The 13,640-nt window shown below is 65.2% G+C and carries 15 protein-coding genes; all 15 read right to left on the bottom strand.

All coding sequences use genetic code 11. From position 1 onward, the window contains the following. Positions 1 to 122: 122 nt before the first annotated feature. The gene (locus tag IF803_RS11300; protein WP_028342267.1) at positions 123 to 1,784 is read right to left on the bottom strand and encodes a CHASE domain-containing protein; all 1,662 of its coding nucleotides are present in this window, start codon (positions 1,782 to 1,784) and stop codon (positions 123 to 125) included. Positions 1,785 to 2,226: 442 nt separating this feature from the next. Beyond that, on the bottom strand, positions 2,227 to 2,865 hold the full coding sequence (gene ureG / locus IF803_RS11295) for an urease accessory protein UreG (RefSeq protein ID WP_028334695.1): 639 nt from the start codon (positions 2,863 to 2,865) through the stop codon (positions 2,227 to 2,229). Between the two features lie 206 nt (positions 2,866 to 3,071). Then, on the bottom strand, positions 3,072 to 3,809 hold the full coding sequence (locus tag IF803_RS11290; RefSeq protein WP_461192266.1) for an urease accessory protein UreF: 738 nt from the start codon (positions 3,807 to 3,809) through the stop codon (positions 3,072 to 3,074). After that, entirely contained in the window at positions 3,790 to 4,407 is a 618-nt protein-coding gene (locus IF803_RS11285) for an urease accessory protein UreE (protein WP_038386109.1), read from the bottom strand. The genes IF803_RS11290 and IF803_RS11285 overlap by 20 nt, the downstream gene beginning before the upstream one ends. 7 nt (positions 4,408 to 4,414) lie before the next feature. Continuing rightward, entirely contained in the window at positions 4,415 to 4,714 is a 300-nt protein-coding gene (locus IF803_RS11280) for a putative quinol monooxygenase (RefSeq protein ID WP_028342270.1), read from the bottom strand. Positions 4,715 to 4,738: 24 nt separating this feature from the next. Continuing rightward, on the bottom strand, positions 4,739 to 5,038 hold the full coding sequence (locus IF803_RS11275) for a putative quinol monooxygenase (protein ID WP_461192189.1): 300 nt from the start codon (positions 5,036 to 5,038) through the stop codon (positions 4,739 to 4,741). 111 nt (positions 5,039 to 5,149) lie between these two features. Further along, positions 5,150 to 6,865, bottom strand: coding sequence for an urease subunit alpha (gene ureC, locus IF803_RS11270; RefSeq protein WP_028342272.1), 1,716 nt, complete (start codon positions 6,863 to 6,865; stop codon positions 5,150 to 5,152). A gap of 1 nt (position 6,866) precedes the next feature. Further along, positions 6,867 to 7,421, bottom strand: a complete 555-nt coding sequence (locus IF803_RS11265) for an HD domain-containing protein (protein ID WP_461192188.1) — start codon at positions 7,419 to 7,421, stop codon at positions 6,867 to 6,869. A gap of 5 nt (positions 7,422 to 7,426) precedes the next feature. Next, positions 7,427 to 7,732, bottom strand: a complete 306-nt coding sequence (locus IF803_RS11260; protein WP_038387566.1) for an urease subunit beta — start codon at positions 7,730 to 7,732, stop codon at positions 7,427 to 7,429. A gap of 111 nt (positions 7,733 to 7,843) precedes the next feature. Then, entirely contained in the window at positions 7,844 to 8,146 is a 303-nt protein-coding gene (locus IF803_RS11255; protein WP_028342275.1) for an urease subunit gamma, read from the bottom strand. Positions 8,147 to 8,174: 28 nt separating this feature from the next. After that, entirely contained in the window at positions 8,175 to 9,011 is an 837-nt protein-coding gene (locus IF803_RS11250) for an urease accessory protein UreD (RefSeq protein ID WP_461192187.1), read from the bottom strand. A gap of 49 nt (positions 9,012 to 9,060) precedes the next feature. Then, positions 9,061 to 9,756, bottom strand: a complete 696-nt coding sequence (gene urtE / locus IF803_RS11245; RefSeq protein ID WP_024581870.1) for an urea ABC transporter ATP-binding subunit UrtE — start codon at positions 9,754 to 9,756, stop codon at positions 9,061 to 9,063. Positions 9,757 to 9,760: 4 nt separating this feature from the next. Further along, complete coding sequence (urtD, locus tag IF803_RS11240) at positions 9,761 to 10,522, bottom strand: urea ABC transporter ATP-binding protein UrtD (protein WP_016842654.1); 762 nt, start codon at positions 10,520 to 10,522, stop codon at positions 9,761 to 9,763. Between the two features lie 4 nt (positions 10,523 to 10,526). Then, complete coding sequence (gene urtC / locus IF803_RS11235) at positions 10,527 to 11,696, bottom strand: urea ABC transporter permease subunit UrtC (protein WP_461192186.1); 1,170 nt, start codon at positions 11,694 to 11,696, stop codon at positions 10,527 to 10,529. Positions 11,697 to 11,931: 235 nt separating this feature from the next. Next, positions 11,932 to 13,530, bottom strand: a complete 1,599-nt coding sequence (urtB, locus tag IF803_RS11230) for an urea ABC transporter permease subunit UrtB (protein ID WP_461192265.1) — start codon at positions 13,528 to 13,530, stop codon at positions 11,932 to 11,934. Positions 13,531 to 13,640: the final 110 nt, after the last annotated feature.

The following is a 13,640-nucleotide window of genomic DNA, read 5'->3' as shown; positions in this document are numbered from 1 at the left end:
TTAACAAACGGTTGCGGCCTATTACGGATACCGGGCATTGGTCACGATGACGCGGGGCCTGCGCGCGCGCCTGATTTCGATCAATCCGCGCGGCGGTCTGGTCACACAACCTGAGGCAGCCGCTACTTCTTCACCGGGCGCAGCGGCGCGGAGAACTGTTCGGTGCGGTCGCGCTCGGTCATGTCGACGACGGTGTCCATCGGCGCGGTCAGCTCATAGACATAGGAGACGTCGGTGAAGTAGCGCTTCGCGGTGCCGCCGAGCGCCTCGGGCGCGACACGGTCGAGCAGGATCAGGCCGAAGTCACTGTCGACCCGCCGCGTCGCCTGGCTGGTGTTGAACTCCTCCCAGCGGAAATGGAAGACCGCGTCGGCATCCTCGCCGACGACCTCCCAATTGGCGACGATGTGCGGGTGCTTGCCGACCAGCGACAGCCCTTCGTCGGAATGCGAGGCGAGCTCGAAGAACAGCAGCGACAGCGATTGCGCGGCGCGAGCGCTGACCGTGATGTCGGGACCGTTCACCGCGATCCGGTCGGCATGCGGGATCGAGCGCGATTCGAACAGGCCCTTCAGCTTGACGCCCTGCCACTGGCTCTCGCTGAGCAGCGTGACGACGTTCGACATCGCGTGGATGCGTCCGATCAGGAGCTCGCGCGCGACGTCGATATCGGCGCCGTGCCGCAGCGTGCGGGTCACGATCGACTGGATCACCGCGAGGATGTTCTTGACGCGATGGTTGAGCTCGTCGATCACGGCGGTCAACCGGCGCTCGAAGCCAATGCGGACCTCGATCTCGCGGCTGAGGCGCAAATTGTTGTAGGCGACATAGCCGAACAGGCCGCAGACGATGCCGGTCAGCGCGAGGCCGATCGCCGCGACGATGGTCGCGGTCTGCTGCGCACGCACCGTCGCGTTGCTCTTGGCATAATAGTCGAGCGACCAGTCACGGCCGCCGAACGTCACCGTGCGCACCATCGACGGCAGCGGGCCGTCCAGGCGCACCGCGCGCGAGGTGACGATGCCCTGCTCGTTGGCGGTGAACTCGTCATTCGAATCGCGCGGGTCCTTCAACGCCACCGCGAACAGCGAGCTGTCGTCGTTGGTCAGCATCAGCGACGACAACTCATAGGAGAAGGTGATGAAGCCGGCCGGCTCGGATGCGCCCTCCTGGAACACCGGCGCGGCGAGCACGACCCCGACCGGGCCGTTCTGCCGCAACAGCGGCACCGGGTCGGAGGCCACCGGCTTGGCGTTGGCCATCGCGCGCGCCAGCATCGGGCCCACCACCGAGTGGCGGTCGAAGGCGCGGCCCGGAATGCTCAGGGTCTCCGGATTGCGCGGCTCGACGTCCATCAGCACGTTGATCGGCTTGTCGAGCGCCTTGAGGTCGAGCGCCTGGTCGTCAAAATCCCGGATGGTTGGATTGGTGAAGCCATTGGCCTTCAGCTCGGCCTCCGCCGCGGCGAGCTCGTCCGGCTTGAGCCGCGCGATCCAGGCGGCGACGACGAAATCGGTCTTGAAGGCGTAGATCGCCGAGCGCAGCGGCTGCAGCATGTTGGCCTTCACCATCGACGGCGCCCGGAACAGCCCCGAGGCCACCCGTGCCAGCAGCTCGCGCTCGGTCAGGCGGTCCTGCACCAGGCTGGCGTGGACGTCGATCGCCCGCGCCAGCGCGATGCCGTCGATCGCGAGCTCCTGATCGTGCACCCGATAGGCGGCAAGACCGGAGAGCAGAACTCCGATCAGTGCAATCAAGGCAACGATGAAGCCCAGTCGAACCACACGCTTACTCGGCAATCAGGGGGTGGCGAAAGGGGACGGAAGGCATCTGGCTTCTGCGAGGGCGGCGACAAATCAGGATGCGATGAAAGCCCGCCGCAAAGTAATATGGAATAGCGATCATCGGTCCGCAACAGGAGCCGGTCGGCAACATTAACGACGACGCCACCCGGCGGTCTTTGGCGGCGCCAACGGTTGCTAATCGTCAAAGTTGGAAATTGTTCCGGCTATTGCGCAGCTTTTTTGCGGCGAGGTGCGCGCACTCGCTCGTTCACCGTCACCCTGAGGAGCGCGGCACGCGCATCTCGAAGGGTGAACGGCCCCACCGGTGGCCGTTCATCCTTCGAGGCTCGCTCCGCTCGCACCTCCAGCGACAAAGGCGAAGCCTTTGCGCGGGGATGACGGGACTGGCCGACCCTGCCACAATGATTAACGTCTAGCTGGCCTAACCCGCCTTGACCTTGCCCTGCGACCGAAGGCCGCCCTTGGTCTCGATGAAGCTGATGATGCGATCGAGGCCGTCGCTCTTCTTCAGGTTGGTCATCACGAAGGGCCGCTCGCCGCGCATCCGCCTGGCGTCGGTGTCCATCTTCTCGAGCGACGCACCGACATGGGGTGCGAGATCGATCTTGTTGATCACCAAGAGGTCGGATCGCGTGATGCCGGGGCCGCCCTTGGAGGGGATCTTGTCGCCGGCGGCAACGTCGATGACGTAGATCGTCAGGTCGGCCAATTCCGGCGAGAAGGTCGCCGCCAGATTGTCGCCGCCGGATTCGATCAGCACCAGATCGAGGTCGGGGAATTTCGCCCGCATGTCGGCGACCGCGGCGAGATTCATCGAAGCGTCCTCGCGGATCGCGGTGTGCGGGCAGCCGCCGGTCTCGACACCGGCGATGCGGTCCGGCGTCAGCGAGCCGGAGCGCACCAGAAACTCGGCATCCCATTTGGTGTAGATGTCGTTGGTGATCGCGGCGATGTCGTAGCGCTCGCGCATCGACTTGCAGAGCAGGTCCATCAGCGCGGTCTTGCCGGAGCCGACCGGACCGCCGACGCCGACGCGAAGTGGGCCGTGGGAAGTGGGCATGAGGCGCTCTCTCCGTTATCGTCGTCCCGGCCGAGTGCGCAGTTGCGCACGGAGCCGGGACCCATTACCACCGAACTGAATTGGTGCGACGCGCTGGGGCCACAGCCCTGCACAACCACAGAAGCCTGTGGTAATGGGTCCCGGCCTTCGCCGGGACGACGGCTGAGGACGCGAACGCGGCACCAACATCGTCGCTTCATTGCGCCTCATGACCGGAACAGCCTCGTGTACTGCGTCTCGTGACGCAGGCTTGCGAGATCGGCGCGAAAGGTCGCGCTGCCGAGATCGTCGAGCGAGGCGGCGTCGGCCCGCGCCGCGGTCGCGGCAACGACCGGCTCGAGATCGGCCAGCACGCGCTGGCTGTCGGTCTGCCCGAGCGGGATCAGCCGGCTGCCCGCGGAAATCCAGTTCGAGAGCACGGCATGCAGGAAGGCGTGCAGCACAGGCGGAAGCCGAATGCCGTGCGCGGCGCTGACGAGGGCGACTGCGACCGGGTAGACGATCGGTCCGTCGCAAGCCGCGATCATCGTGTCGAGGCCGGGCGAATTCCAGGTGGCACGGGCAATCTCGATGAAGGCGCGCCCCTGCGTCGTGGTCTCGAGCTGCCGCTCGCGCGACGGCACGAAGGCGGCCGCGAGTACGGCAATCTCCTTCAGCCCGGCGGGATCATGCTCAGACGCCGCGCGAAAACTCTGCGCGAGAAGCACGGCGTCGCAAAATCCGCTGCCGTCGGAAAGCATCGCGGCGAGCCAATCGCGCAGCGACGCGGCATCGGTGATATCGCCGGCCTCGACCGCCCATTCGATGCCGCTGGAATAGGCGAATGCTCCGACTGGAAAGGACGGCGACAGCCATGTCATCAGCCGGTACAGCGCGGCCGCCTCGTCCTCCGCCATCCCGCCGCGCAGCACGGCGGGATCAGGCTCATTTGTGGTCATGAGCATGGGAGTGGTCGTGGTGATGATGGGCATGCTCGCAATGCTCATCATGATGATGGTGGTGGTCATGGTCAGGTCCATGATCATGGCCATGGTGGTGACCGTGATCATGCGCATGGCTGTGGGCATGATCGTGCCCGGTGTGACCATGCGCGTGCTCGTCGGCATGCGCGTGCTCGGCATAGGCGCCGCCCTCGGGATCGAACGGCGCCTCGATCTCGATGACACGGGCCCCTAACCCCTTCACCATCGCCTCGATCACGTGATCCCTGCGGATGCGCAAGCCCTTCGGCATGATCTGGGTCGGCAGATGACGGTTGCCGAGATGCCAGGCGACCCGGATCAGATGATGCGGATCGCTGCCGCGGATTTCCGCGAGCGGCTCGGGAGCTGCGACCACCTCGACGAGGCGGCCGTCCTCCAGCACCAGGGCATCGCCGCCGCGCAGCGCGACGGCGTTTTCGAGATCAAGCAGGAATTCGAGCCCGCGCGTCCCTGACATCACCATCCGCCGCCGGTGCCGGTCGTCGAAATCGAGCACGACGGTGTCGGCTGCCGCTTCCTTCCAGCGATGCTGTCCCAGGACTTTGGTGGCGCGGATCATCGATGCCTCAGAGCTTCTCGACCTTGGCGTCGCTGATGATCTCGATCACCGTCGGCCCGGTCTTCATGTTAGCGGAATATTCGCGCCATACCTTCATGTGCGGCGCCCTGGCATGGCCGTTGAGATCCTCGCGGCTCTCCCAGCGCTCGACCACCACATAGAGGTTGGGATCGTTGACGCTGACATTGCCGTCATAGGAGATGCAGCCCTTCTCCTTGCGGGTCTCGACCGTGCAGGCCTTGTGCCCCTTGATAAAGTCGTCCTTGTTCTCCGGCTTCATCGGCGTGGTGGCGATGACATAGATCATGCTGTTGCTCCCGTTCTTCTTATTCTAGCGGACGTCGACCTTCTCGGGCGTGATCACCTCGATCTTCGGCGGCGCGGCCATGCATTTCACCGCGACCCGGCCGAACGTCTTCATGTGCTCGGCGGTGCGGTGCGGCACCAGCGCCTCCGCGTTCTCCCACTGCTCGACGAACACCATCTTGCTGTGGTCGGTGACGCTCTCATGCAGATCGTAGGCGATATTGCCGGGCTCCTTGCGGGTTTCCTTGATGGAGGCCGTCGCCGCGGCGATGAATTCGGCACGGGTCTCGGGCTTGATGGTCAGCGTGGCAACGACGTAAATCACGGAAATTCCTCCCGGTTTTCTCTTTTGACTTGGGTCTTGTTTTGACGCGTTTTCTTTCCGCGAACCGGAAATCCAGTTCACTCGAAGACGCTCTGGTTACCGGGACGGGTTTTAGAACATAAAATAGCGCTGTGCCATGGGCAGCACCTCGGCCGGCGCGCAGGTCAAAAGCTCGCCGTCTGCGCGTACCTCATAGGTCTCGGGATCGACCTCGATCTCGGGCGTCGCGTCGTTGTGGATCATGCTCTTCTTGGAGATCTTGCCGCGGGTGTTCTGCACCGCATAGAGCTTCTTGGCTGTGCCGAGCTTGCGGGCGAGACCGCCGCTCGCCGCGGCCTTCGAGGTGAACACCACCGAGGACGCGGTGAGCGACTTGCCGAAGGCGGCGAACATCGGCTGGTAATGCACCGGCTGCGGCGTCGGGATCGAGGCGTTGGGATCGCCCATCGGCGCCGCCACGATCGAGCCGCCCTTGATGATGCAGTCCGGCTTGACGCCGAAGAACGCCGGCGACCACAGCACGAGGTCGGCGAGCTTGCCTTTCTCGACCGAGCCGATCAGCTTCGACACGCCGTGCGCGATCGCGGGGTTGATGGTGTATTTGGCGATGTAGCGCTTGACGCGGAAATTGTCGTTGTCGTTGCCCTTGTCCTGCGGCAGCGTGCCGCGCTGTTTCTTCATCTTGTCGGCGGTCTGCCAGGTACGGATGATGACCTCCCCGAGCCGCCCCATCGCCTGCGAGTCCGACGAGATCATCGAGAGCGCGCCGAGATCGTGCAGGATGTCCTCGGCGGCGATGGTCTCCTTGCGGATCCGGCTTTCGGCGAAGGCGAGGTCCTCGGCGATCGACGGATCGAGGTGATGGCACACCATCAGCATGTCGAGATGCTCGTCGATGGTGTTGCGGGTGAACGGCCTTGTCGGATTGGTCGAGGACGGCAGCACGTTCTTGAGGCCGGCGACCTTGATGATGTCGGGCGCGTGGCCGCCGCCGGCACCTTCGGTGTGGAAGGCATGGATGGTGCGGCCCTTGAAAGCCTTGATCGTATCCTCGACGAAGCCGGATTCGTTGAGCGTGTCCGAGTGCAGCATCACCTGGACGTCGTAATCGTCGGCCACCGAAAGGCAGGTGTCGATCGCCGACGGCGTGGTGCCCCAGTCCTCGTGCAGCTTCAGCGCGCAGGCGCCGGCCTTGATCATCTCGACCAGCGCCGCCGGGCGTGAGGCATTGCCCTTGCCGGAAATGCCGAGATTGACCGGGAAGGCGTCGAACGACTGGATCATCCGTCCCATGTGCCAAGGGCCGGGCGTGCAGGTGGTGGCAAAGGTGCCGTGCGACGGGCCGGTGCCGCCGCCTAGCATCGAGGTGACGCCACTCATCAGCGCGTGCTCGATCTGCTGCGGGCAGATGAAATGGATGTGGCTGTCGAATCCGCCGGCTGTGAGGATCTTGCCCTCGCCCGCGATCACGTCGGTGCCGGGACCGATGATGATGGTGACGTTGGGCTGGATGTCCGGATTGCCGGCCTTGCCGATCGCAGCGATCATGCCCTCCTTGATCGCGACGTCGGCCTTCACGATGCCCCAGTGATCGACGATCAGCGCATTGGTGATCACGGTGTCGGCCGCGCCTTGCGCGTTGGTCACCTGCGACTGCCCCATGCCGTCGCGGATCACCTTGCCGCCGCCGAACTTGACCTCCTCGCCATAGGTGGTGAGATCCTTCTCGACCTCGATGATCAGGTCGGTGTCGGCAAGCCGCACCTTGTCGCCGGTGGTCGGGCCGAACATGTCGGCATAGACGGAACGCTTGATCTTCACGGACATGTCAGCCCCCAGTTTCAGCCAGCGCGGCCCTGGCGCGCGCAATCGTGTCGTCGAAAATGCGGTCGAGCCGCGGATTGATACCCCGGCAGCCGGCAACGACCTTGTCGGCCCAGGTCGCATAGTCGGCGAGATCGTCGCGCTCGTCCTTGCTTGGATGCGGCACGATCCGCGCGCCGACATTGCTGATCTTGTCGGCGATCTTGATCAGCTTTGCATCGGGAGACTTGTGCGGAGCATCCTCGATCTGCTTTTGCCGGCGGGCAACCTTTGGCAGGCTCATGTCATCGGTGCATTCGGCCACCAGCGAGGCAACGCGCGCGCTGAACTTCTGCGCGAGCTCCTCGCGCGTGGTCTCGGTGTCCTCAATGGTGTCGTGCAGCCAGCCTGCGGCGACCAGCTCGGCATCGGCGCCATCGGTCACCTGCGCGAGCAGGTTGGCGACCTCGGCGAGATGGTTGATGTAAGGCTCGCTGCCCCGCCCCTTGCGCGCCATGCCGTTGTGACGGCGCGCAGCAAGCTCGGCGGCTTCGGAGACCATGCGGAGCGCGGGCAGCATCGGACCTAAAGCTTCCCCTTCACCTCGGCGCGAAAACCGTAGATCACGCGCTTGCCGGCGAGCGCGACGAGGTGGACGTCGCGGGTCTGGCCGGGTTCGAAGCGGACGGCGGTGCCGGCGGCGATGTCGAGGCGCATGCCGCGGGCTTTCTTGCGGTCGAATTTCAGCGCCGGGTTGGTCTCGAAGAAATGGTAGTGCGAGCCGACCTGGATCGGGCGGTCGCCGGTGTTGGCGACCGAGAGCGTCACGGTCTTGCGGCCGGCATTGAGCTCGATCTCGCCGTCCTTGATGAAGAGTTCGCCGGGGATCATGTCCTTCTCCTCGTCATTCCGGGGCATGCGAAGCATGAACCCGGAATCTCCTTAAACAATCTCTGGATTCCGGGTTCGGCCTTCGGCCGCCCCGGAATGACGCGCGCGTGGCTATCGGATCGGCTCGTGCACGGTGACGAGTTTTGTCCCGTCGGGGAATGTCGCCTCGACCTGGATGTCGTGGATCATCTCCGGGATGCCATGCATCACCTGCGCGCGGGTCAGGACCTTCGCGCCGGCCTGCATCAGATCGGCGACGGTGCGGCCATCACGCGCGCCCTCGACGATGAAGTCGGTGATCAACGCGACGGCTTCGGGATGGTTCAGCTTGACGCCGCGCTCGAGCCGGCGGCGTGCCACCATGGCCGCCATCGATACCAGGAGCTTGTCCTTTTCGCGGGGAGACAAATTCATGCGAGCACTCTGATCGTTCTTGAAAGGTTTAGTTGAGCCACAGCCGCGGCAGCGGGACAGTGGAGGCGCGGCCGAGCACCATCATCATGTCGGCGCGCAGCCGGGCCGCATCTTGGGCACAGAAGCGGGCCATTGCAAAGCCATTCCAGGCGGAGATGCCGACCTCGCCGCCGAAGTTTTCCGACGCCTCGCGGATGCGCTCGACCAACGCCTCGTCGCCCGGCACGATCAGCGCCGTGCCGATCGCGCAGCCGCCATTGGCAATCGCCGGCCTTGCCAGCTTCTCGCCAATCTCGCCGTCGAGCCTGACGGTCTCGGCAAACACCAGCCTGCCGCCACGCCGCATCCGCCAGCGATCGACAAATTCGCCGTGGCGCATGGTCTCGCCCATCGCGGCGCGGCCGAACACCACGATCTCGCAGAGCAGGAGCGAGGCACCCTCGGCAAGGTCGATGTCGAAGCCCCTGACAATGCGGGCACGATCGAACAGGATAGTCTCCTGCGGCAGCCAGGAGAGATGTGCACCGCTCGCGACCGTCAATGCGATGTCAAGCCGGGCAGCGGCGCCGGGCGCCCGATAGATCTTCTCGGCTGCCGCCGTGGTCAGCGTCAGGCGCGCCCCCTCAGCGGCCGTGATTGCAATGTCGAAGCGGTCGCCGCCGGCAATGCCGCCGGCGGTGTTGACTAACATGGCCGACAGGCCGTCGTCCTCGGGCGATGGAAAGCGGACGCGCAGTGAGCCTGACTCATGGAGGTCGCCGCGGCGGGTGGCACCGTCTTTCAGATGCACACCGAACCGGACCGCACCCTGGGCGCGGTTTGCCGCAAACGTCGCCGCTGCCGCGCCTGCGATCCCGGTCCGCATTCCCCCGACGCTCCCTTCGCGCGCCACGACAGGCGGCGTCACATCCTGTTCACAGCGCCATCTGGCGGCTGATCTCGGCGGGATCGAGGCTTGCGCGGTCGCAGGCATATTTCACCGCACCCCGGTCCATCACGGCAAAACTGTCGCCGAGTTCGCAGGCAAAGTCGAGATATTGTTCGACCAGCACGATCGCGATGTTGCCGAGGTTGCGCAGATAGGAGATGGCGCGGCCGATATCCTTGATGATCGAGGGCTGAATGCCCTCGGTCGGCTCGTCGAGCAGCAGGAGCTTTGGCCGCATCACCAGCGCCCGGCCGATCGCAAGCTGCTGCTGCTGGCCGCCGGAAAGGTCGCCGCCGCGGCGGCCCAGCATGGTCTCCAGCACCGGAAACAGCGAGAACACGTCGTCGGGAATGTTGCGGTCTTCGCGCTTGAGCGGACCGAAGCCGGTCTTGAGGTTCTCTTCCACCGTCAGCAGCGGAAAGATCTCGCGGCCCTGCGGCACGAAGCCGATGCCGCGACGCGCCCGCTCATAGGGCTTGAGCGCGGTGATGTCCTTGCCGTCGAAATTGATCGCGCCGGACGCGATCGGATACTGGCCGACCATGGCCCGCAGCAGCGAGGTCTTGCCGACGCCGTTGCGGCCGAGCACGCAGGTGACCTTGCCCGGCTCGGCGGTCAGCGACACGCCGCGCAAGGCCTGCGCCGCTCCGTAGTAGAGATTGATGTTGTCGATCTTCAGCATCGCCCTAGCGCCCCAGATACACTTCGACCACCCGTTCGTTCGACGACACCTGGTCGATCGAACCTTCGGCGAGCACCGAGCCCTCATGCAGGCAGGTCACCTTGACGCCGAGCTCGCGTACGAAGGTCATGTCGTGCTCGACCACCATGATGGTGTGGTTCCTGTTGATCTCCTTCAGCAGCTCCGCGGTCAGATGGGTCTCGACATCGGTCATCCCGGCGACCGGCTCGTCGACCAGCAGCACCTTCGGGTCCTGCGCCAGCAACATGCCGATCTCGAGCCACTGCTTCTGGCCGTGCGACAGGCTGCCGGCGAGGCGGTTGCGCGCATCGGTCAGGCGGATGGTCTCGAGCACCTTGTCGATACGCTCGGACTCGGCCTTGCTGCCGCGCCAGAACAGCGTGCCGCGCACGGAATGATCGACATTGAGCGCGAGCAGGAGATTGTCCTGCACGGTCTGGCTCTCGAACACCGTCGGCTTCTGGAATTTGCGGCCGATGCCGAGCTCGGCGATCCGGGTCTCGTCGAGCCGGGTCAGGTCGACGGTGCCGTCGAACAGCACCGTGCCCTCGTCGGGCTTGGTCTTGCCGGTGATGATGTCCATCATCGTGGTCTTGCCGGCGCCGTTCGGGCCGATGATGGCGCGCATCTCGCCGGGCTCGAGCGCCAGCGACAGATTGTTGATGGCGTGAAAACCGTCGAACGAGACGTGCACGCCATCGAGGTAGAGCATGGCCGAAGTGGCGCGGGTATCCATGACGTTCATCTGCCTACTCCGCCGGGTTCGGTGCGCCGATGCCGTCTTCGCGCGCGGCACTCTCGGCGTCGGGTGAGTTGCGCCGCGCTTTCAGCGGCTCCCACCAGGCGTTGAAGGTACCGACGATGCCCTTGGGCAGCAGCAGCGTGACCAGGATGAACAGCGCGCCCAGCATGAACAGCCAGTACGGTGCGAGTGGCCCCGAGGTGAAGAACGTCTTGGCATAGTTGACGACGACGGCGCCGAGCGCCGCGCCGATCAGCGTGCCGCGGCCGCCGACCGCGACCCAGATCACCGCCTCGATCGAGTTGGCGGGCGCGAACTCGCTCGGATTGATGATGCCGACCTGCGGCACGTACAGCGCGCCGGCGACGCCGGCCATGCACGCCGACAACGTGAACACGAACAGCTTGTAGGATTCGACGCGATAGCCAAGGAAACGGGTCCGGCTTTCGGCGTCACGCACCGCAATCAGGACCTTGCCGAGCTTCGAGGTCACGATCGCGCGGCAGATCAGGAAAGCGATGATCAGCGCAAGGCAGCTCAGCAGGAACAGCGCGGCGCGGGTGCCTTCGGCCTGCACGTTGAAGCCGATGATGTCCTTGAAGTCGGTCAGCCCGTTGTTGCCGCCGAAGCCAAAATCGTTGCGGAAGAACGCCAGCAGCAGCGCATAGGTCATCGCCTGCGTGATGATCGACAGATACACGCCGGTGACGCGCGAGCGGAAGGCGAGCCAGCCGAAGCAGAAGGCGAGCAGACCCGGCACCAGCAGTACCATCAGCGCGGCGAACCAGAACTTGTCGAAGCCGTACCAGTACCAGGGCAGCTTGCTCCAGTTCAGGAACACCATGAAGTCCGGCAGGATCGGGTTGCCGTAGACGCCGCGGCTGCCGATCTGGCGCATCAGGTACATGCCCATCGCGTAGCCGCCGAGCGCGAAGAACGCGCCGTGGCCGAGCGAGAGGATGCCGCAATAGCCCCAGATCAAATCGATCGAGAGCGCGAGGATGGCGTAGCAGACATATTTGCCCCACAGCGCCACCAGATAAGTCGGCACCTGGAACATCGAGCCCGGCGGCAGCAGCAGGTTCGACAACGGGATCAGCACGCCGATCGCGGCGACGATCAGGACGAACGCGGTCGCGGCGCGGTCGAGCGAACGGGTGAGGATGTGCGGCGTCATCGGCGAACTCCCTTGCCTCTCCCGCTTGCGGGGGAGCGCAGGCCGCCTTGCGCGGCCGTTCTTAGGAGACGCCGAAGCGGAGCTTCGGCTATGGCGCGCATCAGCGCGCGGCGGGTGGGGGTCTCTCCACATCGGGAGTGTACCGTGTGGAGAGACCCCCACCCCAACCCTCCCCCGCAAGCGGGAGAGGGAGTCGCAGCGCACTTCGGGGCAGTCATTGGTGGCTCAAAGCAGGTCATGCTTCCACCGCCCGCCCCTTGAGCGCGAACAGGCCGCGCGGCCGCTTCTGGATGAACAGGATGATCAGCACCAGGATCGCGATCTTGCCGAGCACCGCGCCCGCGACAGGCTCGAGGAACTTGTTGGCGATGCCGAGCGTGAAGGCGCCGACCAGCGTGCCCCAGAGATTGCCGACGCCGCCGAACACCACGACCATGAAGCTGTCGATGATGTAGCTCTGGCCGAGATTCGGGCTGACATTGTCGATCTGCGACAGCGCCACGCCGGCAATGCCGGCGATCCCCGAGCCGAGGCCGAAGGTCAGCGCGTCGACGCGCGAGGTGGCGATCCCCATCGAGGCCGCCATGCGGCGGTTCTGCGTCACCGCGCGCATCTCGAGTCCGAGCGCGGTGTAGCGCAGCATCGCCAGCAGGATGGCAAACACCGCGAGCGTGAAGCAGAGGATCCAGAGCCGGTTATAGGTGATGGTGATCTGGCCGAGCTCGAAGGCGCCGCTCATCCAGGAGGGGTTGCCGACCTCGCGGTTGGTCGGACCGAACGCGGTACGTACCGCCTGCTGCAACACCAGCGACAGGCCCCAGGTCGCGAGCAGCGTCTCCAGCGGGCGGCCGTAGAGGAAGCGGATGATGGTGCGCTCGATCACGACACCGATCAAGCCGGCGACCAGGAAGGCGAGCGGCACCGCGATCAGCAGCGAGTAGTCGAACAGCGCAGGATAGCGGCCGCGGATCACCTCCTGCACCACGAAGGTGGTGTAGGCCCCGAGCATCACCATCTCGCCGTGCGCCATGTTGATGACGCCCATCACGCCGAAGGTGATGGCAAGCCCGATCGCCGCGAGCAGCAGCACCGAGCCGAGTGACAGGCCGTACCAGGCATTCTGCACCATCGACCACATCGCCAGATTGCTCTGGATCGAGGACACCGCGCTCGCGGCCGCGTTCGCAACCAGCGGCGGCTGGTCGGTGCCGAGGGCGGTGAGCAGCGCCAGCGCCTCCTGATCGCCGCGCGCCTTGACCACGGCGACGGCGTCGAGCTTGTCGCTGTCGGATGCGTCCGACTTGAACAGGATGATGGCGGCGCGCGCCTCGGCGAAGGCCTGCTTGACCGACTTGACGCTCTCCTTGGCGAGCGCGCTCTCCACCGTCGGCAGCAAATTCTCCTCGTGGCTCTTGAACACCGACTGCGCGGCGGCGAGACGCTTGGCCGGATCCGGCGACAGCAGCGTCAGGCCGCCGAGCGCGGCCTCCACAGTGCGGCGCAGGCGGTTGTTGAGGCGGACGGCGGCGGCGTTGTCGGGCAGCTTGTCGACGGCAGCACCCGTGGCGGCGTCGACGATCTTGCCGTCGGTCCGCGTGATGAAGACCTTCTTGCTGTCGGGATCGGCCGAGAGCCGGCCGTCCTGCAACGCGCTGATGATGGGCGAGGCCAGCGCATTGCCCGACGCGGCGACCTCACCGATCGCAGCCTCTGTGTCGGAGAACTCGTCATTGGCGAATTTGGCGACCGAATCCTCGAACGGACCGGCCAGCGCCGGCACAGCAAGGCAGCTCAGCAGCACGATCGAGAGACAAAGCGCGCGAAAACGATCAATACAATTGGCGAACACGTCAGTACCCCGGCAGGAGTGTGAGGAGAAGGCGGCGAGTTGTGCCGCCTTCTCCAGGTTCTTGGATGGTTGTGTTGTGTCGTCGATCAGGTCAG

This window comes from Bradyrhizobium sp. UFLA06-06, from assembly GCF_054820065.1.
Note: the sequence above shows the minus strand (reverse complement) of the source record. Positions and strands in the feature narration are given on the sequence as shown.

Coding starts and splice junctions, on each gene's coding strand:
- ureG (WP_028334695.1), bottom strand. CDS start 2,865: ATGCCCACTTCCCACGGCCCACTTCGCGTCGGCGTCGGCGGTCCGGTC.
- IF803_RS11290 (WP_461192266.1), bottom strand. CDS start 3,809: ATGCTCATGACCACAAATGAGCCTGATCCCGCCGTGCTGCGCGGCGGG.
- IF803_RS11285 (WP_038386109.1), bottom strand. CDS start 4,407: ATGATCCGCGCCACCAAAGTCCTGGGACAGCATCGCTGGAAGGAAGCG.
- IF803_RS11280 (WP_028342270.1), bottom strand. CDS start 4,714: ATGATCTATGTCATCGCCACCACGCCGATGAAGCCGGAGAACAAGGAC.
- ureC (WP_028342272.1), bottom strand. CDS start 6,865: ATGTCCGTGAAGATCAAGCGTTCCGTCTATGCCGACATGTTCGGCCCG.
- IF803_RS11265 (WP_461192188.1), bottom strand. CDS start 7,421: ATGCTGCCCGCGCTCCGCATGGTCTCCGAAGCCGCCGAGCTTGCTGCG.
- IF803_RS11260 (WP_038387566.1), bottom strand. CDS start 7,732: ATGATCCCCGGCGAACTCTTCATCAAGGACGGCGAGATCGAGCTCAAT.
- IF803_RS11255 (WP_028342275.1), bottom strand. CDS start 8,146: ATGAATTTGTCTCCCCGCGAAAAGGACAAGCTCCTGGTATCGATGGCG.
- IF803_RS11250 (WP_461192187.1), bottom strand. CDS start 9,011: ATGCGGACCGGGATCGCAGGCGCGGCAGCGGCGACGTTTGCGGCAAAC.
- urtE (WP_024581870.1), bottom strand. CDS start 9,756: ATGCTGAAGATCGACAACATCAATCTCTACTACGGAGCGGCGCAGGCC.
- urtD (WP_016842654.1), bottom strand. CDS start 10,522: ATGAACGTCATGGATACCCGCGCCACTTCGGCCATGCTCTACCTCGAT.
- urtC (WP_461192186.1), bottom strand. CDS start 11,696: ATGACGCCGCACATCCTCACCCGTTCGCTCGACCGCGCCGCGACCGCG.